We start from the raw sequence: 23,133 nt of genomic DNA on the forward strand, positions 1-23,133 counted from the left end.
TCCGGTCTGTGGCGGGCGGACCGCGGTGCGCCCGTCCGTGAGTCCCTGGCCGGGGCCGCACTCTTCCGAACCCACCAGGGGGCCGGGCCCCGGATCCTGACCCGGGATTGTCGGCACGGCGCCGTCGTGAGTTCGAGTGAAACGCCGTCCAACACCTTCAGTCCGTGTGCCGCCACACGCTACGTAGCCACGGGTGATCAGCGACCGGAAGGCGGCCGGACGTTGGCCTCGGTCGCGGTGACGCACACCTCGGACGGCGAGCCGAGATCGATGAGGCCGGTGTAGCTGCGCTTCAGCGACGCCGAGACGTCCGTGCCGAAGGTGACACGGTCGAGGCTGGAAGCGCCGCACGTCCTGAAGCCAGCGCACGTACCGCTCGATGCACACGCGAGCAACCGATAGCGGCTCTAGGTGTACTGCCCAGGGGCGTTGGTCAACCTGGTGATGGGTGGCCGGCCGCTGGTGGCGGTGTGGGTCGGTGGTGATTGTAGTGATGTAGCCAGGCGGGTAGGGCTGTTCGGCGGGCGTTCTCAGAGCCGTAGAAGCGCCGTCGGCGATCGGCATCTTGCCGTGCGCGTCGAGGTAGGCCCGCATGACGACAAGCTCGTCCGAGGGCTCCTCGACCAGGATGGCGCGCTTCGCCCGAGGGGACCCGGCGACGGCTTCGTTCTACAGATGACGGGCTTGGTCAATCGTCACCGCTCGCTCGACACTCTCGCGTCCGACCGCGGCCGACGAGTCGCCGAGCGAGGAACCACGGCCACCGATGCATGATGCCGTCAGCCTCGGGTAACGGTTAGGGCTGAGGCGTGCCGGAAACGGCCTGCGAAGGAGGTGGAGCCATGGACCGAGCAGGATGGATTATTTCGATCATCGCCATCCTCCTCGTCGCGACGATCGCGTACCGCATCGAACGTCGTAGCAGGAGACGGTGAACTGATTGGCAAGTTGTCGCCGGCGGCGGCCGAATCCGTGGGGCTCACCGGCCCGCGAGCCGATCCGTCCTTCCCGTTCCGGCCGTCCGGAGGACCGCGAGGGGGTCCACTCGCCGAAACCCGCCGACGCGCGGATCGTCCGGTGGAACCTCGACGGTAAGGGCAAACTCGCGGCGTCCGATGGCCTGGTCAGCTCCGATGCGGTGTACGTGACGTCACGGGCGAACGTCAACGGCGCGATCACACACGGAGACGAGTTCGTGCTGACCAGCAGCGAGTTCGATCGCAAGCCCGTCTGGATCCACCGCGCTACCGTGGGCACCTCGCGGCAGTACACCAGCGTCGCGGCGGGAGGACCCGAGGACCTGACCTACCAGCCGCAGGGCAAGCGGATGTGGACACTCACCGAGTACGACGGGCAGCGCACGGTGTTCGGCATCCCACTGTCGTCGATCGGCGACGCCTGACCGCGTAGCCCAGTGCCCGCCGGACTCGCGCGGCCAAGCCACCACCCGCGCGAGCCGGTGCGGTGCCTGGCGCGGTCGCCGGCACCTCGCCCAGACCGGAATGACGCTCGACCCGGAACCGCCATGATCAATCAAGCCTCAACCGTTCAACCTCTGTAGCGTGGTCAGCGGCTACCGACGCTGAGGAGGGCCCTGTGCAGATCGCCGTCACCACTCCGAACGGCAACGTCGGACGCCACGTGGTTGCCATGCTGATCCGAGCCGGCGTGCGGCCGCTGGTGCTCGCCCGCCACCCGGACCGGCTGCCGCCGTCAGTGCGAGCCGAAGCCGACGTGGCGGCAGTCGACCTGTACGACGCGGACGGCGTGGTCGCCGCGACTCGGGGCGCGGACGCCCTCTACTGGGTCGACCCGACCACAGACAGCGAGGACCCGCTCGGCGACTATGCCCGGGCCACCACCGCCGTGGTTCGCGCGGTCACCGAGAACCAGCTCCGCCGGACCGTGTTCCAGAGCAGCGTCGGTGCCGAGCGCCGGCACGGGGCCGGAGAGATAGACGGCCTCGCCGCGACCGAGGTCGCCCTGGACGCCACCGGCACCACCGTCGCACACCTACGCTGCGGATTCTTCTTCACAAACCTCCTGCTTCAGCTCGACGCGATCCGCGGTGGACGAATCCCGATCATCCTGCCCGTCGATCAGCCAATGGCGTGGGTAGCTCCACGCGACATCGCCGAGGTCGCTGTCACCCGACTGCTGTCGCCGGCATGGTCCGGCCGCGTCGTGCAAGCCGTACACGGACCTACGGACCTCACCTGGGCACAAGCGGCCGAGATCGTCAGCGCGGCCACCGGGCAACCGTGCACCGTCGAGCGAATCTCCGACGAAACCATGCGCGAGAACCTGCGTGCCAGCGGGATGACGGCAGGGCTCACCGACGCCGTGATCGGCATGTCCAGCGGTTTGCGCGACGATTTCGTCCCCGAACAACCGCGCACCATACGAACCACGACACCCACCACCCTCGCCGCCTGGGCATACGACGTCCTGCGCACCCAGCTGTGATCGGAAACCTGGTCGCCGCTCAGCAACGGCTCAGGCAAGATCGGATCCGAGCTGAGGCGTAGCTGTCGATCTGGTGCCGTTGCGGAGGGGTATGGGTGTTCTCCGCCGCTGGCCTCTGAGCTGGACCGCCTGCGCGCCGGCGGGGCAACGTCGCTCGATCTCGTTTGCCGAGGATGAGCGGCCAGAACGGGTTGGGTGCCCACCCTTTCGCTGTAATCGTCGCTTATGGGAAGGGGCGGACGTCGACCCTGCTGAGGCAGGCGTCCGGACCGGTGAGGTGGCAGGGGTGGCGTTGGGTACGCCACGCGGCACGCTCGCCTGGCGAACCTGACCCCACCCGGCGTGCCGGCCGTCCGCCGCTCGGGCGAGCTGTCGTACCTCCGTCACTCCTCGTCACGCCATCGGGATTGACCCCTCTTGCCTACGTCCCATACCGTTGGCCACATCAATTCACGGGGGTGAATGATGTATCCAACGGATGTCTCTCGGGCCACTGTCCACCGGAGACCACTGCCTATCGGACGATCCAGGCCGCTGACGCCCACTGCGCCGGCCGAACGTCCGTCTCCGCGTACGGCGCTCCGGGTTGTGCCCGAGCTGATCCCGTACGTGTCAACGCCCTGCACGCCGCCGATCCGCGTCGGAAGCTGACGCGCGCTCGCCGAGCGGTCACCACCGACCCGCGCGCTAGCCCCAGTTCCGTCGGTCCCGACGGCGGCTCAGTTGCCGGGCCGCTCCCCGCGACCATCGCGCACCTCACGAGATCCCGATCCTCCCTAGCGACGACCAGGCCTGGCCTGGTCGGTTGGAGCTGCCATGTCTGTCGATGTTGGTCATGCCGCCGCCGGCCCAGCGGAGGCGAGCGGGCTGCCCAGCCGCAGCCGCTCCAACGGGTGGCCCGGATTGGCACGGCTGCGCTGGCTCGCGGCCGCCACCGCGCTGCTGATGCCGGTGGCGGGGTTGCCGGTGCTGGCCGAACGGCCGGCCGCCGCGGCACCCGCCGCTGCCCCCTGCGTGGCGGAGGCCGCCTCCCCGGCGCAGGCACTGGCCGTGGCGAAGGACTGTGCCGGGCCGGTGGTGGTCGGTTCGTCCCGCTCCGAGTACGCGCAGGTCACCGCGCAACCGGACGGTCGGCTCAGGTTCGAGTCGGGGGTGGTTCCGCAGTGGACCCGCCGCGCGGACGGCACCTGGGTGGACGTCGACCTTGACCTGGCCCGGGGCTCGGACGGACGGGTACGGCCGGCGGCGTCGGCGGCGGAGGTGGCGTTCTCCGGCGGCGGGTCGGCTCCGCTGGCAACCCTGACCAGGGATGGGAAGACCCTCACGGTGGCCTGGCCGGCCGCGCTGCCGGCGCCGGTGCTCACCGGCGACACCGCGACGTACCCCGAGGTGTTGCCCGGCGTCGACCTCGCGGTCCAGGCGACCCGGACCGGCTTCACCCACGTGCTGGTGGTGAAGACGGCCACGGCGGCGGCCAACCCGGCGCTGCGTCAGATCCGATTCGACCTGGGCGGCGACGCGCGGGCGGTCCGGTTGCCGGACGGATCGTTGCGGGCCGACGTCGGCGCCACGGCTTTCGCCACGGCCACACCGGCGACGATGTGGAACTCCGCGGGTCAGACGACGATCGCCGGCCGGGCCGGTGTGGCGTCGGCGCCCGCCGAGCGCTCCTCGGTCGACGGACCGGCGGCGACCGCGCGGACCGTACGGGTGGAAACCGCTGTCGACGCCACTGGTGACCTGCTGTTGACCCCGGACCCGGCCATGCTCGGCGCAGACGAGGGCGACTTCCCGGTCTTCATCGACCCGGCCTGGTCGGTGAAGCAGAACCGCTGGGCGTACGCGACCAACAACGGCTGCTCCAACTCCGACGTCAGCGTGGCCCGGGTCGGGCTGAGCCCGGAAGGGCCCTGCCAGGGGCAGCTCTACCGGTCGTTCTTCCAGTTCCCCCTTACCGCCATGAAGGGGAAGCACATCGAGAGCGCGTACGTGCAGATGAAGCTGGACCACTCATGGTCGTGTGACGACAGTTGGGCCTACATGTACCACGTGCCGGCGATCGACCACGCCATGCAGGCGACCTGGTCGAAGATGAAGCTCAACGCGATCATGGACGGTGCGCCGGGGCACGCGAACGAGGCGGGTGGCTGTGGTGTCATCCAACCCGACATGATCATGAACTTCGAGTCCGGCGTGGTGACCTCGAAGGTCCAGGCCGTCGCCAGCGCGGGCGGCACCGCGATCACTGTCGGCTTCGCCGCCCGGGACAGCGGCGGTGACGGCGAGTCCACCCAGGGCCGGTGGAAGAAGTTCTTCCCGAACGACGCCAAGCTGATCGTCGACTACGACTCCATTCCGGGCAAGCCGAACGGTCTCCAGGTCGCCGGTGTCGCCTGCCTGCCCGACGGCGTACTGCCGATCGGCACGCTGGCCCCGAAGTTCTCCGCCGTCTACCCGGACGCCGACACCACCCAGAGCCTGACCGGCACCTACGAGTGGATCGAGGTGCCGGCTGCCGGCATCGGCACCGTCACCGACGCGTACCCGACCCGGCTGACCCGGCCGCCGACCGCGTCCGCACCCGCGAACGGCCGGGCCACCACCGCCGCCGTGGCCGTCGTCACCGGCAAGACGTACGCGTACCGGGTCACCGCCGTCGACCCGGCACCGTACTCGCGGTGGAGCGGCTGGTCGCCGTGGTGCCAGTTCACCGCCGACACCACAGTTCCCCCGGTCACGGTCACGCTCCAGGGCTCGCCGGGCGGGCCTGGTGAACCGGTCACCTTCCGGATCGAGTCGACCGCCACCGACGCCACGTCGTTCAAGTACGGCTGGACCGGCCCGACCACGGTGGTGACCGCCACCGGCACCCCGAAGAGCGCCACCGTGACGCTGCGACCCCCGAAGTACGGCCAGAACACGCTGTACGTCTCGGCCGTCGACGCCACCCGCAACGAGGGGTACGGCAGCGTCGAGTTCGTCGTCGACCGTCCCGCCCCGGCAATCGCCCGCTGGGGGCTGGAAACCTACCCGGGTGTCACCCAGGGCCAGGCGCTCGCCGACCAGCAGGGCGCGGTCGCCGGTGACACCCCGCTGGCCCCGACGAACGTCAGCTGGGCCGCCGACGCCCGGCTGCTCGGCGGCGGCAGCGCCGCGTTCAACGGCACCACCTCGCAGGCCGCCACCGCGGCTCCCGTGCTCGACACCACCAACTCGTTCAGCGTGGCCGCCTGGGTCAGGCCGGGCGCCCTGCCGACCAGCGACATGAAGGTGCTCACCCAGGACGCCACCGACGCCGCCCGGTTCGAGTTCGGCGTACGCCGGCAGGGCACCCCGCAGGTCCCGCACTGGTCGTTCGTCATGAAGGACACCTCGGCGCAGACCAGCGCGAGCCGGGTGGCGATCGCCCCGACCCCGTTCACCGCGGCCGAGGCGGCACGCTGGACCCACCTGGCCGGTGTCTACGACAGGACCGCCGGCAAGCTGCGGCTCTACGTCAACGGCGTCCGGGTGGCCGAGACCGACTACGTCGCGGCGCCCTGGCCCACCAGCGGTAAGTTCGTGGTCGGTCGAGGCTTCTCCGCGGGTCTCCCGTCGAACTGGTGGACCGGCAACATCGCCGACGTGCAGGTGTTCAACCGGGTGCTTGTCGACCACGACTTCACCGGCCAACTCGCCACCGACGAGTACTCCGGTGGCTTCGACGAACCCGGCATCCTCGCCCCGATCGAGGTCGGGCGCTGGGACATGAACGCCGCCAGGCCCTGTTACCAGGTCGGCATCCCGTCCACCTGCGAGGCACCGGACGGGGCGACGTGGGGCCGGCGGTTGAGTCTGACCCAGGGTGCGACTGTCGACGCCGGCTACCGCGACAGCGGCCTGATGCTCGACAAGCGCCACTTCGTGGAGGACCCGGCCGACCCGTACTTCGGTCTGTCCACGTTGGAGTACGGCTGGTCGCAGCGGAACCTGGCCGCCGAGGGCAGCCCGCCGCAGTGGCAGGACACCCCGGTGCTGCGTACCGACGACTCGTTCACCGTCTCGGTCTGGGTACGCCCGGACCAGTTCGAACCCCGTACCTTCACCGCGGCGGGGCAGCGGGGCACCAAGGAGTCGGCCTTCTACCTCTCCCTGCGGGAGTACCGCCTTGCCAGCGGCGCGAGCGAGCACCGCTGGCGGTTCACCGTGGGCGGTGCGGACGACGACGTCACGCCGGTGCGCGTCCATGCCGAGGGAAACCGGCTGCTGACCGAGGACGACATCGGCACCTGGACCCACCTGGTCGGCGTCTACGACGCCCAGGCCACTGAGATCCGGCTGTACGTCAACGGCGTCCTGGAGCGGTCCGTGCCCTGCGCGGGGGTGTTCCGTGCGACGGGGCCGCTGACGGTGGGGGCGGCGTTGTTCACGGGCCCCGGCGAGCAGCCCCGCCTCGTCGACTACTTCCAGGGCGGCCTGGACGACCTGCTGGTCTACCAGGGCGCCCTGACCGACACCGCGGTTTCCGAACTGCACAAGTCCCAGGCACAGGCAGAGCTCCAGCCCTGAGCGCCGGTCAACCGCTGGACCGTTGACCGGCTCCCGTCCCACACATCCGACCTCGTCGACCCCTTATTTCGGAGGATCCAGTGAACGGTCCGCGTCAACGAGGCTCGGGTGCCAAGCCACCGGGTCGACCTCGTCAGGTGCTCGCCGCCATCGTCACCGCAGTGGTCGCGGGGTCGATGCTGGTGGCATCGCCGCCGACGGCGGGCGCGCTCGCCGCCCCGGAGCGCCTGCGGTCGCAGGCCGACCCGGTGGACAAGCACGGCGGGGAGGTACGCGGGATCGCCTGGCCCACACCGACCCCGGCGGGCAAGCCCGCCCCGGCGCCGGTGTGGCCCAAGGCGGGCCGGGCGGCGGCCTCGCTCGGGACCGGGCGCGCGGACACGTCGGGCACACCAGGCGTACGGGTCGGTCAGCTTCCGGTCTGGGTGAACCGGGCCGCTGGCTCCGCGAGCGGGGACCCGACCGACCTCACGGTCGAGATCGTCGGTCGCGACGCGGTCGCACCGACCTGGCGGGACGGCGTGGTCCTGCAGGTGAGCGGTGCGCAACGGACTGCCGGGCCGGCGAAGGCCAACCTGTCCGTCGACTACAACGAATTCCGCCACGCGTACGGAGGTAGCTGGGCTGACCGTCTGCGGCTGTGGCAGCTACCGCCCTGTGCCCTGAGCACACCGGAGGCTGCGGGCTGCCAGGCCAGCCCACTGCCTTCCCGGAACGACACCGTGACCGGTCGCGTTTCGGCTGACGTGTCGACGGCCGGCGGCAGCGTGGTCGCGCTGGCCGCCGACGCCAAGGGCTCGGCGGGCGACTTCACCGCCACCTCGCTGTCAGCGTCGGCCACCTGGACCGGCGGCGGCTCCACCGGCGGGTTCTCCTGGGCGTACCCGATGCGGACCCCGCCGGGGCTGAATGGTCCCAGTCCGACGGTCTCGTTGGCCTATTCGTCGGCGAGCGTCGACGGACGGTCGGCCGCCACGAACAACCAGCCGTCGTTCGTCGGCGAGGGTTTCGACTACTGGCCCGGCTACATCGAGCGCAGCTATGTGTCGTGCAGCGACGACAAGACCCCCGGCGCGAACAACGAGAAGAAGACCGGCGATCTCTGCTGGCGCTCCGACAACGCCACCATGACCCTGAATGGCACCGGTACGGAACTGGTGTTCCAGAACGGCAAGGGCTGGCATTCGCGCAGCGAGCAGGGCGCGAAGGTCGAGAAGCTGGCGAACGCCACGAACGGCGACAACAACGGCGAGCACTGGCGGGTCACCACCACCGACGGGGTCCAGTACTACTTCGGGTTGAACAGCCTGCCCGGCCAGAGCAGCGGCACCAACTCGACCTGGACCGCACCCGTGTTCGGCAACCACGACAACGAGCCCTGCCACGCCAGCGAATTTCTCGACTCGGACTGCACCCAGGCGTGGCGATGGAACCTCGACTACGTCGTCGACCCGCGCGGCAACACGATGTCGTACTGGTACGACAGGGAGGACAACAAGTACGCGCAGAACCTGACGGCGGCGTCCGACGTCTCCTACGTGCGGGGCGGGATGATCCGCCGGATCGACTACGGCACCTGGGACCGCGGCGCCAGCGACCGGTCGATCACCCCGATCGCCCAGGTCCTGTTCACCCCGGCCGACCGGTGTGTCACGTCGAGCTGCGGCACCCACAACGCGACGAACTGGCCGGACGTGCCATGGGACCAGGAGTGCACCGGGTCGGAGTGCGGCGACAACTTCTCCCCGACCTTCTGGAGCACGAAACGACTCGCGAAGGTCACGACCCGGGTCTGGGACACGACGAAGGCGACCCCGGCCTGGCAGGACGTCGACTCCTGGACCCTCACCCACACGTTCCCGTCACCCGGCGACGGCACCAACGCGGGGTTGTGGCTCTCGTCCATCGCGCACACCGGTCACGTCGGCACGGCCGTCACCCTGCCGCCGATCACGTTCGAGCCGACCGCGATGCCGAACCGGGTCCTCACCGACTCGAACACGACGAACAACTGGCAGCGGATCGCCAACATCGTCGCCGAGACGGGTGCCAAGATCCAGGTCACCTACAGCCTGCCGGAATGCCACAAGGACAACGTTCCGAGTGCAGCGCACACCAACACCAAGCTCTGCTATCCGGTCATCGGACCCGACCCCAACGGTGCCGAGGACGCGCTGCTGACGGAGTGGTGGCACAAGTACGTGGTACGCCACGTGTCCGAGTCGGACGTGCAACTCGCCGGTGGACACCAGGCACCGCCGAAGTTCACCACCTACTCGTACGGCGGCAACCCGGCCTGGCACTACTCGGACGACGACGGTCTGATCAAACCGAAGTACAAGACCTGGAACCAGTTCCGGGGCTATTCGGAGGTCACCACCCGGGTCGGCGACACCGAGGGCCGGAAGACCCTGACCGTCACCAAGTATCTGCGCGGGATGCACGGTGACCGCTCCAGTCCCACGGGCGGCACCAGACAGGTCACCGTCGGCGCCTCGCTGGGCAACGAGACCGTTCACGACGAGGACTGGTTCGCCGGGTCGGTGCGTGAGGAGACCGTCTACAACGGCGACCTCGACAAGCCGGTCAGCAGAACCGTGAATGTGCCCTGGCAGTCCCCGCCGACCGCCAGTCGCACGATCAACAATGACCTGGTCACGGCCCGCTTCACGAACACCCGGCTGACCTATTCCGCGACCGCGCTCGGCGTGGACGGTGCGGCCGGCTGGCGGGTCACCCGCACCACGTCGGCGTTCGACGACACCCACGGCACCCTCGACTGGACCCAGGACGACGGCGACGTCAACGTGGTCGGTGACGAGCAGTGTGTCACCCAGACCTACAACCGCAACCTGGGCAGGAACCAGACCGGGCTGTTGAAGCGGGTCACCACGAATGCCCTGCCCTGTGGGACGGCACCGGTCAGCGCCGACGACGTCGTTGCCGACGCCCGTTACAGCTATGACGGTGCGGCCAGCGCGGACACCGCGCCGACCTACGGCTCCATCTCCCGGACCGAACAACTGCGCGACTGGACGGCCACGACCGGCACGGTTTTCCAGACGGAGGGCCAGGCTACCTACGACGCTTTCGGGCGGGCGGTCACCACGACCGACGCACGGTCGGTGACCACCGCGACCGCGTACACGCCGGCCGCGGGCGGGCCGGTGACCAGGGTCAGCAAGACCATCAAGAGCGGGTTCAACTGGACGAGTCACGAGGAGGTGTCGCCGTACTGGGGGACGGCCTGGAAGACCACCGACGTGAACTCCCGCGTGGCCGAGGTGACCCTGGACGGCCTGGGACGGACGACCCAGGTCTGGAAGGTGGGCTGGTCGAAGGCGGACAACCCGCAGAAGCCGTCCGCCCGCTACGTGTACACCTATTCACCGACCCGGTCCGACTACTCGTCGGTCAAGACCGAGACCCTGAACTCCGCCGGCAACTACCAGACGACGTACCAGATCTACGACGCGATGTTGCGGCCCCGCCAGACCCAGTCCTCCGGGATCGGCGGCGGTCGTCTCGTCACCGACACCATCTACGACCGCTGGGGGCGGACCGCCGCCGCGTACGGGGCGCATGCCGAGCCGGGCACGGCCTCGGGGACCCTGTGGTGGGAGCCCGAGTGGTCGGTACCGGCGGTCGCCCGCACCGAGTACGACGACGCCAGCCGCCCGATCGCGGAGGTCTCGCTCGCCGGGGACGGTGTGACGAACCTGGTGGAGAAGTGGCGGACCAGTACGTCCTACCGGGGTGACAGCATCGCCCGCACCCCGGCCCCCGGTGACGTCCCCACCACCAAGTTCCTCGACCTCAAGGGCCGCGACGTCGAGGTACGCCAGCACACCACTGCGGCGGGTGTTTCCGGCGCGTACGACGCGGTCAGGTACACGTACAACCGGAAGAACCAGCTCACGAAGATCACCGACCCGGCCGGCAACGAGTGGACCTACAAGTACGACATCAGGGGTCGACAGATCGAGTCCCGCGACCCGGACAAGGGCACCAGCTTCTCCACCTACACCCTCTACGGCGACCTGGAGAAGAGCGTTGACGCCCGTGGTGAGGTGCTCGTCTACACCTACGACGCGATGGGCCGCCGGACCGGCCAGTACGACGATGCGGTCTCACCGGGCAAGCTGCGGGCCGAGTGGAAGTACGACCAGCTCTTCACCGGCGTCACCGTACGCGGACAGCTGACCCAGTCGACCCGGTACGAGCCGGCCGGCTCGACCAACGCGTACACCTGGCGGGCGATCAACTTCAACACCCGTTACCAGGTGGTCGGAGACCAGTACGTCATCCCGAGCACGGTGACCGGACTGGGACAGGAGTGGACCTACTCGTACGGGTTCGCCCCTACCGACGGAACACAAGTCTCGATCACGTACCCCGGTGCCGGGGGCCTCGCCGAGGAGACGGTGAGCACCGGCTACGACGGTACGACCGGACTGCCGCAGACGCTGACCACGAACCTGCCGACGGTCGGGTCGTACGTCGTCGGGCAGCAGTACACCGTGTACGGCGAGCCCACCGTCCTGACCCGGAAAACCGCCGGTGGGACGTACGTCGAGGACAACAACGTCTACGAGACGGACACCCGCCGGATCCGACAGACGACGATCAAGCCGGAGACCTCGGCCGGCACCATCTCCGACCGCACCTACTCCTACGACGCCGCCGGCAACATCCTGCAGCTCGTCGACAAGCCGGGGGTCGGGCAGGCCGAGAGCCAGTGCTTCCGGTACGACGGGCTGCGCCGCCTGACCTCGGCCTGGACACCCCGCGCCGGCGTGGAGTGCGCTACCGATCCGTCGGCGGGGAACCTGGGCGGACCCGACCCCTACTGGACCGACTGGACGTTCGACCGGATCGGCAACCGGCTGACCCAGACCAGCCACGGCTCGACGGGCAACACCACGAACACGTACACGGTGCCCGCCAGCGGCGCGAACTCCGTACGGCCACACACGGTGACGTCCGTCCGGACCGAGGCACCCGGACAGGCGCCGGTGACCAAGTCGTACGGCTACAACGCCACCGGCGAGACCGTCACCCGGCCGGGCGTGGCCGCCGACCAGACGTTGGCCTGGGATGCCGAGGGTCGACTGACCAGCGTCACCGAAAGCGGCGCCACCCTGGCCAGTCACGTCTACAACGCCGAGGGCCAGCGGATCCTCCGACGGGACGCCACCGGCACCACCCTCTACCTGCCCGGAATGGAGATCCGGCGAGACCTCGGCGCCGCGCAGAACACCGCCACCCGCTACTACTCCTTCGCCGGCAAGTCGATCGCCAGCCGTTCGGGCGGCGGTGGACTGCAGTGGCTGTTCAGCGACCACCAGGGCACCCAACAGATCAGCGTGAACGCGGCGACCCAGGCGGTCACGATCCGCCGCCAGACCCCGTACGGCGCACCGCGCGGGGACCAGGCGGCCTGGCCCAACGGCAAGGGCTTCGTCGGTGGCGACATCGACTCGACCGGGCTGACCCACATCGGGGCACGGGAGTACGACCCGACGCTCGGCAGGTTCGTGTCGGTCGACCCGTTGATGGACCAGAGCCAACCGCAGCAGTGGCACGGCTACGCGTACGCCGGCAACTCGCCGATCACGTTCAGCGACCCGACCGGGCTGATCCAGGATGACGTCTGGGCCGGTCGGGCAAGTCCGGACGACGTAAAGCGGAACGACGGAGGCTCGGGTTCCGGTGGTGGTGGCGGCGGTGGCGGTGGCGGTGGCTCGAAAGCCGGCCAACCGGATCGTGACGAGGAAGTCAAGAAGCGGCGAAAAGCCTATATCAATTTCACGGTTCGCTACATCGGTGACTGCGACACGTACGGCGGCTTCGGCGGCTACCGCTATTACAGGTGTCACATTTCCGACTTCACTCCGGCTGAACTCCAGGAGTCGCTTGCCGCCTTCATGTGTGAGGTCGAGGGCGAGTGCGCTATGCGGGACGCCCGGGCCAAGGAATCGAAGCTCAAGTTCTACGAGTGGATGAGCTGGATTCCTGGCATCGGGATTCCGTACTCCCTTGCTCTCGCCAAGGAAAAACTTGACAACGGCGACTACGTCGGGCTGGTTCTCGATCTCGCCGGAGCAATTCCGGTGGGCAAGGCCGCAAAACTTGTCGGCGAAGGTGCCGATCTTCTTTCTGGTGCCTCGAAGGCAGCCGATGACGTGGTCGAGGCATGCAAAGTAGTCAACAGCTTTAGTCGGGACACGCCGGTACTCATGGCGGATGGTACGACAAAGGAAATTGGAAAAGTTCAGGTCGGTGACCTGGTGCAGGCGACTGACCCCCACACTGGTGTGACTGCAGCCAAACTGGTGACTCGCCTGCACCTGAATCGCGACTCGCAGCTCACGACGCTCGTCGTGCTGCTGCCCAATGGTGCGATGGCTGATGTCGAGACCACATGGGAGCACCCGATCTGGTCCGTGTCCCGTGGCGACTGGGTCAATGCAGCAGAGCTCGTGCCACGAGAGAGGCTGCGCTCAATCGCTGGCGGCGAGGTCCGAATTGCGAGCCTGGCCAACTATGCCGGTGCTCGGTACATGTACAACCTCACTGTTTCTGACATCCACACGTACTACGTACTCGCCGGCAACACTCCGGTGCTCGTACACAATGCCGACATAAGTCCTTTCCCGGATAGGGATAAGCCGAAAGGGGCTCACGGGCAGCCGAAGCCGGACGTTGATGCACCTCATACCCAGCTGTACCGCGAAAATCGGGGAAAGCCAAGCGAGTACAATGCGGCTCAGGAGTTTGACGAGAACGGCAGGCTTGTGCGGCAGATCCATTGGTCCGACCACAGTGACCCGTCACGTCACCCAAACCCGCATCAGCACGTCTACGACCCTGTTACCGGCAAACGGGGAGGGGCTATTCCGCTGAATGGTGGTTGTTAATGATCGAGTTTCGTATACCAGCCTTTCGGGTGAGTGGCGAAATGGTTTCACTGGCCGATGTCCTGCGCGAGGTTCGGCCGCGGGGATGGTCATGGCGTCTTCATAACTTCGAGGGGACCTCCAAGCTGGAGTCGAATCTCAATGTACTCGAGCTGGAGGAGAATATTCGTGCTTCCGTGGATGGGATTAGTTGCTCCTGGGAGAACCTGCGCCGCTTCGCGGACGATGTCGATCAGCCCATCGATGTCAGCCTGGTGGCATTCGGCGAGGATGGTAGGTGCGTGCTGGTGATCGAGGTAAGGGATAGTACTTACTGGCGCATACTTTCTGATCAGTCGGATGCGAATTCTGTGGAAACCGCAACCAGGATTTCTCGTTTGGGGTAGTGCATGTGTCGGCGGTTGTTCTGTCGGTCCGAGGCGGGCACGCTAACAGCTCGGGATGGCCCCTCCCCAGATTGCCGTTACCGTCGCCGTAAACATCGATAATAACTTTTGAGGCGAGTTGATTCCACGTGTGAAAGGCCAGGTGAAGGGCCATGAATATGTAGGTCACACCGCATAACGCAGAAGATCCCACACATGCTATGTGCTCGCCGCAACACGCCAGTGCTGGTGCACAACATAGGGTGCGGGACTCGCGCGGCGAGCGAGTTGGGTGCTCTAAAGCCGAACCACGGGATCGATCCCAACAAGGCTGATAGCCCCGCCGGGAGCTAACCGACGAAGATCCCTTGAGGTCGTTCAATAATCTAGCGGATGGTGGTGCGTGCTGGTCACGAGGGATGGCACAATTGTGAACGGTCATCACAGAATTGCAGAGCTTCAACGACGCATGAATGACCCAAACAGTATTATTACTCCGAGGGTGCGGGTGCGCATCGATGAGCGCCCAGAACCACAACCCTCCTCGAAGATCAGCCGGGAGCGGATCACCTCACCGGGCACCACAAGGGCTACCAGCTTCCCCGGACGGGGCCAAGGTCGTTCCTTAGGGTTCTTGCGTCTGGATGGTGTTCCGGGCCGCCGGGTTGGTTGGGTGTGGCTCAAGGTCGTTTGCCGTCAGGTGGCTATGGACGAGCGGCCGCCCAGCCAGCCCAGGGCGCCCTTGGCCGCTGATTGAGATCTGCGAGTCGTCGCTTGCTAAGGAACTGCCGGCGGGGTCGTCCGAGGTGACCTGGATCTGGGTGCTTCGGGAGGACGGCTTGGTGCAGGTATGGATAGGCGTGGACGCGGGCAAGCAGGCTCATCACGCAGCGGCGGTGGACGTGGCCGGGCGGGTGCTGTGGTCGACGCGGGTGGCCAACGATCAGCAGGCGATCGCGGACTTGATCGGGCGGGTCGGCGCGGATGACGAGGTGGTGTGGGCGGTCGACCTGGTCGGCTGCGAGACCGCGCTGCTGCGGGCGATGTTGGCGCTGGCCGGGCAGCAGACGGTGTATATCCCAGGCCGCACGGTCAAGACGATGGCTGCCGGGTTCGCCGGCGAGGCCAAGACCGACGCCCGTGACGCGGTAGTCATCGCGAACACCGCTCGGATGCGGCATGACTTTCTCCCGGTGGAGACACCGACGGAGCTGATCGCCAAGCTGGCGCTGTTGGTGGCGCACCGCGCCGACCTGGTCGAAGACTGGGTCCGCACCGTGAATCGGCTGCGTCGCCTGATGCTCGGAATCTCCCCGGTGTTGGAACGCGCGTTGACCTTCACCAACGTCGCGACGCTGATTCTGATCAGCGCCTATCAGACGCCCGAGCAGATCCGCGCCGCTGGTCGCGACCAGCTCATCGCTTATCTGCGCCGGCATCGGGCGGTGAACGCCGTTAGGGTCGCCGATCAGGCGTTGGCCGCCGCGGCTGAGCAGGATCTCACCCTGCCGGGACAGGAAACCGCTGCTGCGCTCGCCGGTGAGCTGGCCAGTCATCTGCTGCACCTGCACCAGCGCATGAAGAACACCGACAAGGCCATTGAACAGGCGTTTGGCACTCACCCGCAGGCCGGCATCATTCGCAGCCTGCCCGGCATGGGGGCGTTGGCGGCGGCGGAGTTCATCGTCGCGGTCGGGGACCTGTCGACCTTCGCCAGCCCTGATCACCTGGCCGCCTACGCGGGCCTGGCGCCGGTGGCCCGTGACTCTGGCAAGCGGGTCGCCAAACTACGCCGGCCGCAGCGTTACAACCGGCGGCTGCGCCACGTGTTCTACATGTCCTCGCTGAGCACGCTGCGGATGAACGGCCCGAACCGGGACTACTACCAGCGCAAACGCGCTGAGGGGCGCAAGCACCAGCAGGCGTTGATCGCCCTCTCCCGTCGCCGCGTCGACGTGCTGTGGGCGCTGCTGCGCGACAATCGCTGCTTCCAACTCCAACCACCGCCACCAGCGCCCGTCTAACTCACCGATGAAACGTCCGACCTGCCGGACCTGGCCGGCGGGGCGCTGCCCCGCACCCCGACCCTCCCTCGGAGACCACCAACCGGGCTCTCCTCGGCCGGGCACCCACAGGGCTGCCCGAGAACCCCGGTCGGGTCAAGGCCAAGCCGCTACGCGGTCGCCTCCGGCGAGCCTTGACCCGACCGGGAACCTCGGGCAGGGACGAGCCTGCCCGACCGAGGAGACCCCTACCGCAGGGGCGCGTGAGCCGCCGACAGCCCGGCACAATCCGACCGTGACGATCACGATCACCAACTACCGAGACCTGGACGGTCTGACGACTGCCCGACGAGGAGATCCGCTTTACCCGCCCGGTACGGTTGTTGACCATGCAGCGGTTGGCGCTCTTCGATCTCGACAACACGCTCGTGGACCGTTCGGAGGCATTCCGACGTTGGGCGGTCGAGTTCTGCGCCGATCGCGAACTGCCGGACGACGCGTTGGCCTGGCTGATCGCTACGGATCAGGACGGCGCCGTGCCCCGCGACTGGTTCTTCGGCGAGGTGACCGAGCGTTTCGGCCTGGCAGCCTCGGTGGATGAAGCATGGAGGCAGTACCGACATCGGATGCCGGAGCTGGTGAGCTGTCCTCAAGAAGTGCGGGCGTCGCTGAGACTACTGCGCCACGAGGGCTGGACGGTCGCGATCGTGACCAACGGCCAGGCCGACAACCAGCTAGGGAAAATCAGGCGTACCGGGCTGGACCAGTGCGTCGATGCCTGGGCAGTGTCCGGGGAGTTGGGCATCCGGAAGCCAGCACGCGAGATCTTCGAGGCAGCGGCCCGTGGGTGCGGCCTCGATCTGCGGGGCGGGGGCTGGGCGATCGGTGACAGCCCTGTGCTTGATGTCGAGGGTGGCCGCGCGGCAGGGCTTGCCACCCTGTGGGTCAGCCGAGGGAAGGACTGGCCAACGGAACTCACCCCGCCCGACCGCACCGTCACGGACGTCGTGGCCGCTGTCCAAGTGCTGCGAGGCGAGGACTCCGGCCTATAGCTGTACAGCCATCCGTACAGCCAAGGCCACCTGCTGACGCCGACGCCATCCGACAACGAGGGACGGGCTGACCAGGTGCGCAGTCACTCGACCAGCCCTCCGCGATCTTCTTCTAATCCCCAGGCCGCCCCCGGCCGCCGGCGCCCGCGCTTGACAACTGTCATTGAGACTCGTCCGGTAGGGCGCTCCACCTTGGCACCCTGGCCCCTGGCCCACTCCACGGTGCGTGGGACTCACGGCGGAGATGGCTCTGAGGCCCGCCGTGCGATTTACGTGCGATTAGGGGCGGCCATCAGTACTTTCCCCGATAGTCCACAGTTGGAGTACTAGGAACTCGGCGTGTCAGTCCCGTCGCATGGGACACCGATACCCAGCTGCACTTGTGCCGTCTGCCCCCGCGACCGAATTGTCAGCGGTAGGCAGGTTGCCCGCGCAACCCACGTGCCGCCGACAAAGGCCAGCCACTGAGGTTGGTCATCGACAGGTGTGCAGGCACGCACATGGGCGCTCACGGCTGGCACCACTGAAGAGCCCCATCCGAGACGTGCCCTGTCCTCCCAGCCAGGTGCCACCCGAAGATCAACCACTGCGCCGCCGCGTACGACCAACCCCCATTTGGCGAACAGCCGGGCTGCCGGATCCGCTTCCCCCGATTCCTCTGCTTGAAGCACCGTCCGGTCAGGTACCGCGACGTCCTCTCCCACGAGCCGATAATCTGTCGGCGGTTCCTGTAGCGGAAAGCCCGATACAGTGCATGACTCCTGCCTAGCGCTCCCGTCGGTTGACGGGGACGCGCTGGGGTCAGCCCTCAGAGATGCAGTTGGTGCCGGTGATCGGGCCTCACCCTGGCTGGACCCTTTTGAGGACGTACAGGCAGCCGGCGTCACCATCAGGCAGATGCTGAGCGGCCACCACACCATGCGGCTAGTCCTTCGCATGCGCGTTACCCCCTGAACGGCGAGGCCTACGACGGTAAGGGCGCGATCCGTGAAGCGTCACCGTACCGGCAGGCGGGATTCATCCGATGCGCCGTGCCATCAACGTGCCAGTAGCCGGTACCCCCGCCGGTCACCAGGGGGCACGAACGGTCAAGCACTTCGCGCATTGATCTGGCCCACCAGGTCCTTGTCGGCCATGATCTTCGTCCTTCCTAACTGGCGGTGCGGTGAGGGTGGCCGTTACTAGAGAGTGTGCAGGTCATCAATGGCCAGCTTGATCGCGTCGGTCTCTTCCCAGACCTTCACCTGCAAGGTCATGTCGCTCCGCCCTTCCTCCTGAGACCACAGGTCGACGTCGACCTTCCAAACGCCGTGGTCAGCAAGGAAGTAGGCGTCGACGTGGTGCCACGCCTCAGGCGGCATTGGGATGAACGTCGCGGAGTGCTCGCGGGGCCCAAAGGCCCAGGTCTTGGCCCGACCGCGAGTAGTCCCGCGCTAGGCCGGCGAAATCGCCGGCGGCAATCCGTTCGACCACCTGCTCGATGACGGGCCTGAACCGGGCTGGAAGATCCGCAGCAGTCACCGGTCGAGTATGAGAAGCGGGGACGACGGCTGTACAGCCATCCGTACAGCCAAGCCGGCCGACCGAAGGGAGCGAGAAGCGGCGGTAGCCGACAGGCCGAGCAGGTCAGCAGCAGCAGTCGACGCCCGCCGACATGCCGCATGATCTTTGCAATGCAGCGGCAGCGGCCGACCCACCTCTTGGCAGCGAGCTATCCGCATCCAGTCCGCAAGAGGTCGACGGGCCGTGGGGGAGAGGTGAGAGATGCCGAGAGGTGTTTTCGCTGGTAGGGCCTCCTTGCGCAGACCGCCCGGATCGCCCGTCTTGATCTCATAATCTCTCTGTTGCCACATCGAGCCTTGACGACCACCATTGAGACTCGTCCGGGCGCTTCACCTTGTCTCCGTCCGGGGAGGCTGGACGGTCTGGCGACTGCCCGACGAGGAGATCAGCGACGTGACGTTGGTCGGCTACGTCGTTGTTGCTCCTGAGCCCGATGGCGTTTGCGGAGTCCCAAACAACCCGGGCCCAGTGCGAGTCACAAGCGTGTGCGTTGGCCGCAGCTAGCACCGGGAGCGTAGGTGGTTGTCTCGGTACCACAAGCAGACCTTCGTCACACCTGGCACCTCCGCCAGGTGTCGCCGGAGCCGCTCCTGCCCGTCTGCGGGAAGGTTGGAGCGGAATTGGATGGTGATGGTGGGGCCTTCATCGTCGTCCGCCGCGTCGACGCGTACGCCACCTTCCACGCCATAGCCGGTAGCGGCAGGTTGGACGACGCGTTCGAACGTCGGCTCGGTCACCGTGAACTCGGAACTGGTGTGGACAATGAACCCAACCGGCGGGGACGTCAGCGCCGGGTAGATTCGCCCGGCCAGCGCCACGCCTGCAACGATTGCCAGCAACACGCCGACGAGCACCGACGCACGTGCCCGCCGCGGCGCCCGCCCCGGATCCGCAACCGCAGCCAAGAAAATCAGGGCGGCCGGGACGAGCATCACGAGGGATGCGCCCACGACCGCCAGGCAAAGCACCAGGACTCCAGCTGCCAGGCAGGCGTATTCGAACGGTTTACGACGCACAGTGAACAGGGGGATCGCTGTGATAACGGCCGGAAGCCAACCCACCCAAACGCCTGAAACGTTGCCCAGCGCGAGGTGCGACCAGCCGGCGGTAAAAGTGGAGGTTAGGAGCGCGGCCACGGCCAAGGCGCGAGGCCACGTGTGTACCTTTTCCGTCGTTAGGTTCTGCCTGTTCACGGGAGGCATTGTGTCCTCCAGAGGTCATCAGGCCAAGGGTGCCAGCCGAACGAGCCGAACAGCGGCGTGTGGTCCTTAATGGAACCGAGGTGACCTCAGCGTCGGATTGCGGTCTCGGGGAGGGGCTTGCCCCCCAACGGTTTCATGGTTCACGTACGGTGGTCCTGTCTTCACACAAGCCAGCAGCAGCGGGGAACATCTGCCTGACACGTTGGGGGGCGCGATGCGGAAACGCACGAGCTCTGGGGATCGGTTGACGCTGGTGAGCCTGGATTTTCTGGGGGATCTGGAGGATCTGCGGGGGCGTGTCCAACAGCTGCCCCACCAGCCAGGCGATGGGCCCCACGAAGATTCTCAGCATCAGGGCGCGGACCAGTCCGACTCCGTGTGGATCGTCGTCGACGCCCGCGGGCGGGTCACGAGCCTCGACATCAGCCGTCGTTGGCGTGAGCGCCTCGCAGTCAGCGAATTTGCGTTGGCGCTGTTTGAGGCTTACACCGACGCCGTGCGGAAGTCGGTTGAGGCCGCTGCGCTGGCTGCGGCGCGCAGGATGCCTGGTTCGGCTGACAGGTCACCAACTTTCTTGACCCTGCCGGAGCCCGAGCTTGGTGATGACGAGTGGCGTCGAGTCCGGTGGGCGCGACTCGACGCCATCGGAGCTGAGTTCCGTCGACTGAGCGAGCGGGAAAGCTCCGCGGACCGGGAGGAACGTGCGGTGTCAGGTCCGCACGGCTACGTGACGTTGCGACTCCTGGGAAACGGGCTTATCGGTATCACCGGTGAGGTCGCACGGATCGCCAGGGCGGATGCGGACCGAATGCGCACCGATGCTCTTGGCGCATTCGAGCAAGCCGGGCTGCGCGCTGATGCAGGGACGGAGGGTGGTCATGCCTGATATCGAGGTCCTCACCGAGGCTCTCCGAGACGAGGGGGTCAGATGGCGCAGGCTGTCGGACCGGATGGCGGACGTGCAGCGGGCGGCGAGTCAGCTTGAGCTTGCTCCGACGGCTTTCTTCATCGGCGACGCCAACATGGCCATCCACTCCACGTCATACGACAGCTTTCACTCGTTCATGCTGGATGTGATTTCCGGAGCGGTCGTGGAGTTCGAGCAGATTGCTGGGGCGCTTGACAGGGTGGCCAATGCATATGACCGGGCGGATGCCGTCGTCGACCTCGACTTGAACGCCATCTATCGGGCATAGGCCTGGGTCGTAGATCGTCGGGGGAGGGCACCACTAGTGACACCTACGGAAGAACTAGAGCAATCGATTCTTGTGCAGCGCGGTATGTTCATCGGTGCGTTCGAGGTGATCGAGCCCGCAGTTGAGCTTCTGATCGCGAAATTCAACGAGCTTGTCGGGGAGGTGAAGCAGTCGGCCTGGCTGCTCGGACCAGCGGCGATCTTCATAGTCAAGCGGGATCTGGGAACCCTCCGGGCTGCCCTTGAGCAGCTCATCGGCAAGGTGGAGTACGCCTTGGAGCATCAAGTCCCGGTGCTGTCCCTGATACAGGCCAGCTTCGGCTGGCTTGCCGAAGTGAAGCGGCCGATTTCGGATCTTTCGGTCGCGACCGTCCAACCGGACAACAGGAACTTCGCCAAGTGGATGGGGGATGCGGCGAACGCCTACAACGCCGGGGCAGCGATCCAGCGGGCAGCCGTGGACGAACTGACGACCAGGGCCGAGTTCATCAGCAAGTGGCTGTTCGATGTCGTCACAGCCAACGTCGACTACGCCATCGGGCTTGCGCAAGTCGTCACGGATGTGCTGGGCAGAATCGCTCAGGGGGTGGCGGACGTGGCAGGCGTGGTCACCATACCCTGGGCGATGGATCTGCTGGCGGAATCGGTTGGCGACATTGTGGAGGGAACATTCAACCACTTGCTCACGGTCGCGCAGCGTCAGTTTGACGCCGCAGGAATGATGCGCGACGTCGCGGGACAGATCACCGATCGCTCGAAGCTCCCGGGCGGCAAGTGGCCGCAGATGGTCACTGGATGATGTAGTCAGGCAGCATCAGGCGGTCGGCACCAGGGCGAGTGTGCGTCGGAGCGCCTTCACCGTCTCCTGGGCCAGAAGCTTCGTGGGGACGAACTCGTCACCGCCGACGGCGAGCCAGACCTGCACGACCAGGTTGTTCTCCCGAGCCTGTGCCATGTGCTCCGCATACTTGAATCCGGGCTGTGATTGCCGGGTGTATGCCTCCGCCTCGTCGCCGATTCCTTCCAGCCCGCCCTCACGCCGCATGCTGGCGCCTTGGCGGGCTGTGCCGTACAGCTGCACCGCCTCTTCGGCTGACGCCGGTGTCGATGCCTCGACCCGAAAATTTGCCTCGTGGCCGTCCGCCGTCTCCATTTCGAACAGACAGGCAGCCCCCGGCGCCGTTAGCGGCGGAGTGGGATCTTCTCGCCGCACTGTGAGGGACAGCGCGGCGAGCGGAAGCATCTCGCGGTGCTCGCACAGACGCAGACCAGTCGCGTTGAAGCTGCGAGCAGGTACCAGCGATTGAGTCACGGCGGGAGTGGCGGTCCCCGGAGGAGGCCCTTCGGTCTTGACCGGACCACCGTCCACGGTGCCGTCGCAGGCGGCTGTAGCAGCGAGGACCGTCAGAACCGCGGCCGCCCGCCCCAGGGCTCGGGGTAACGTTGCCATCACATAGAGGATAGCCACAGCCGCGACCAACCATCGTCCCTGCATCGGGCTTCTACCGTGGTGACCATGTCGGCGTACGAAAGTCCCGAGCAGATCGTCCATTCCCGTATGGTCAGCGCCTCTGGTGTCCTGGAGCACCGGATCGACTTGCGCGGCTATCCCCATCGCTACCTGGCAGTGATGTCGGATCGAGGTATCGGCGTACAGAAGGTGACACACGCCATGGCTGCCGCTGAGTTGCTGGCGATGCAGGGCTGGAGACTTATGGACATATCGGAGTTCACGAGCAGTCGAATAGTGTTGGCTTTCCTGCAGCGAGGGTAAGGATGCCAGCTCAGGCTGCTCGGGTGGGTCTGCAGATGGCGAAGC

The 23,133-nt window shown here is 67.0% G+C and carries 13 protein-coding genes and 1 pseudogene; 10 read left to right on the plus strand and 4 right to left on the minus strand.

Annotation, left to right across the window (positions count from 1 at the left end):
* Window positions 1-407: 407 nt before the first annotated feature.
* Window positions 408-547 (minus strand): annotated as a pseudogene (locus ABZ794_RS33090) (IS481 family transposase); the annotation flags it as partial.
* Window positions 548-1,144: 597 nt separating this feature from the next.
* Between ABZ794_RS33090 and ABZ794_RS33095 the strand changes: the two are divergent.
* The 7 genes from ABZ794_RS33095 (at window position 1,145) to ABZ794_RS33125 (ending at window position 17,354) form a co-directional block, all read left to right on the plus strand.
* On the plus strand, window positions 1,145-1,402 hold the full coding sequence (locus ABZ794_RS33095) for a hypothetical protein (RefSeq protein WP_357519331.1): 258 nt from the start codon (window positions 1,145-1,147) through the stop codon (window positions 1,400-1,402).
* Window positions 1,403-1,596: 194 nt separating this feature from the next.
* Window positions 1,597-2,466 (plus strand): NAD(P)H-binding protein, encoded by an 870-nt coding sequence (locus tag ABZ794_RS33100; protein ID WP_210784804.1) that lies wholly within the window; start codon window positions 1,597-1,599, stop codon window positions 2,464-2,466.
* An 816-nt stretch (window positions 2,467-3,282) separates the two neighbouring features.
* Complete coding sequence (locus ABZ794_RS33105; protein ID WP_357519333.1) at window positions 3,283-7,014, plus strand: LamG domain-containing protein; 3,732 nt, start codon at window positions 3,283-3,285, stop codon at window positions 7,012-7,014.
* An 80-nt stretch (window positions 7,015-7,094) separates the two neighbouring features.
* On the plus strand, window positions 7,095-13,934 hold the full coding sequence (locus ABZ794_RS33110) for an RHS repeat-associated core domain-containing protein (protein ID WP_357519335.1): 6,840 nt from the start codon (window positions 7,095-7,097) through the stop codon (window positions 13,932-13,934).
* Window positions 13,934-14,320, plus strand: a complete 387-nt coding sequence (locus ABZ794_RS33115; protein WP_357519337.1) for a hypothetical protein — start codon at window positions 13,934-13,936, stop codon at window positions 14,318-14,320. The genes ABZ794_RS33110 and ABZ794_RS33115 overlap by 1 nt, the downstream gene beginning before the upstream one ends.
* A 623-nt stretch (window positions 14,321-14,943) precedes the next feature.
* Window positions 14,944-16,323 (plus strand): IS110 family transposase, encoded by a 1,380-nt coding sequence (locus tag ABZ794_RS33120; RefSeq protein ID WP_357519339.1) that lies wholly within the window; start codon window positions 14,944-14,946, stop codon window positions 16,321-16,323.
* Window positions 16,324-16,691: 368 nt separating this feature from the next.
* Window positions 16,692-17,354 carry an HAD family hydrolase gene (locus tag ABZ794_RS33125; RefSeq protein WP_210787606.1) on the plus strand — a complete coding sequence of 221 codons (663 nt, stop codon included), beginning with the start codon at window positions 16,692-16,694 and terminating at the stop codon, window positions 17,352-17,354.
* Window positions 17,355-18,535: 1,181 nt separating this feature from the next.
* Here the strand turns inward: ABZ794_RS33125 and ABZ794_RS33130 are convergent.
* Window positions 18,536-18,715 (minus strand): hypothetical protein, encoded by a 180-nt coding sequence (locus ABZ794_RS33130; protein ID WP_357519341.1) that lies wholly within the window; start codon window positions 18,713-18,715, stop codon window positions 18,536-18,538.
* Window positions 18,716-19,417: 702 nt separating this feature from the next.
* Window positions 19,418-20,110, minus strand: a complete 693-nt coding sequence (locus ABZ794_RS33135) for a hypothetical protein (protein WP_357519343.1) — start codon at window positions 20,108-20,110, stop codon at window positions 19,418-19,420.
* Between the two features lie 253 nt (window positions 20,111-20,363).
* Between ABZ794_RS33135 and ABZ794_RS33140 the strand changes: the two genes are divergently transcribed.
* The 3 genes from ABZ794_RS33140 to ABZ794_RS33150 are packed head-to-tail and all read left to right on the plus strand — an operon-like array spanning window position 20,364 to window position 22,113.
* A complete protein-coding gene (locus tag ABZ794_RS33140) occupies window positions 20,364-21,005 on the plus strand; it encodes a hypothetical protein (protein WP_357519345.1) in 642 nt (213 codons plus the stop codon).
* Complete coding sequence (locus ABZ794_RS33145) at window positions 20,998-21,315, plus strand: hypothetical protein (RefSeq protein ID WP_357519346.1); 318 nt, start codon at window positions 20,998-21,000, stop codon at window positions 21,313-21,315. The genes ABZ794_RS33140 and ABZ794_RS33145 overlap by 8 nt, the downstream gene beginning before the upstream one ends.
* Window positions 21,316-21,351: 36 nt before the next feature.
* The gene (locus ABZ794_RS33150; protein ID WP_357519348.1) at window positions 21,352-22,113 is read left to right on the plus strand and encodes a hypothetical protein; all 762 of its coding nucleotides are present in this window, start codon (window positions 21,352-21,354) and stop codon (window positions 22,111-22,113) included.
* A 15-nt stretch (window positions 22,114-22,128) separates the two neighbouring features.
* On the opposite strand, the gene ABZ794_RS33155 is transcribed toward ABZ794_RS33150, so the two are convergent.
* Window positions 22,129-22,866 carry a hypothetical protein gene (locus tag ABZ794_RS33155; RefSeq protein WP_357519350.1) on the minus strand — a complete coding sequence of 246 codons (738 nt, stop codon included), beginning with the start codon at window positions 22,864-22,866 and terminating at the stop codon, window positions 22,129-22,131.
* Between the last annotated feature and the right edge of the window lie 267 nt (window positions 22,867-23,133).

This window comes from Micromonospora sp. NPDC047187 (genome assembly GCF_040643355.1).
GTDB classification, from domain to species: domain Bacteria; phylum Actinomycetota; class Actinomycetes; order Mycobacteriales; family Micromonosporaceae; genus Micromonospora; species Micromonospora salmantinae.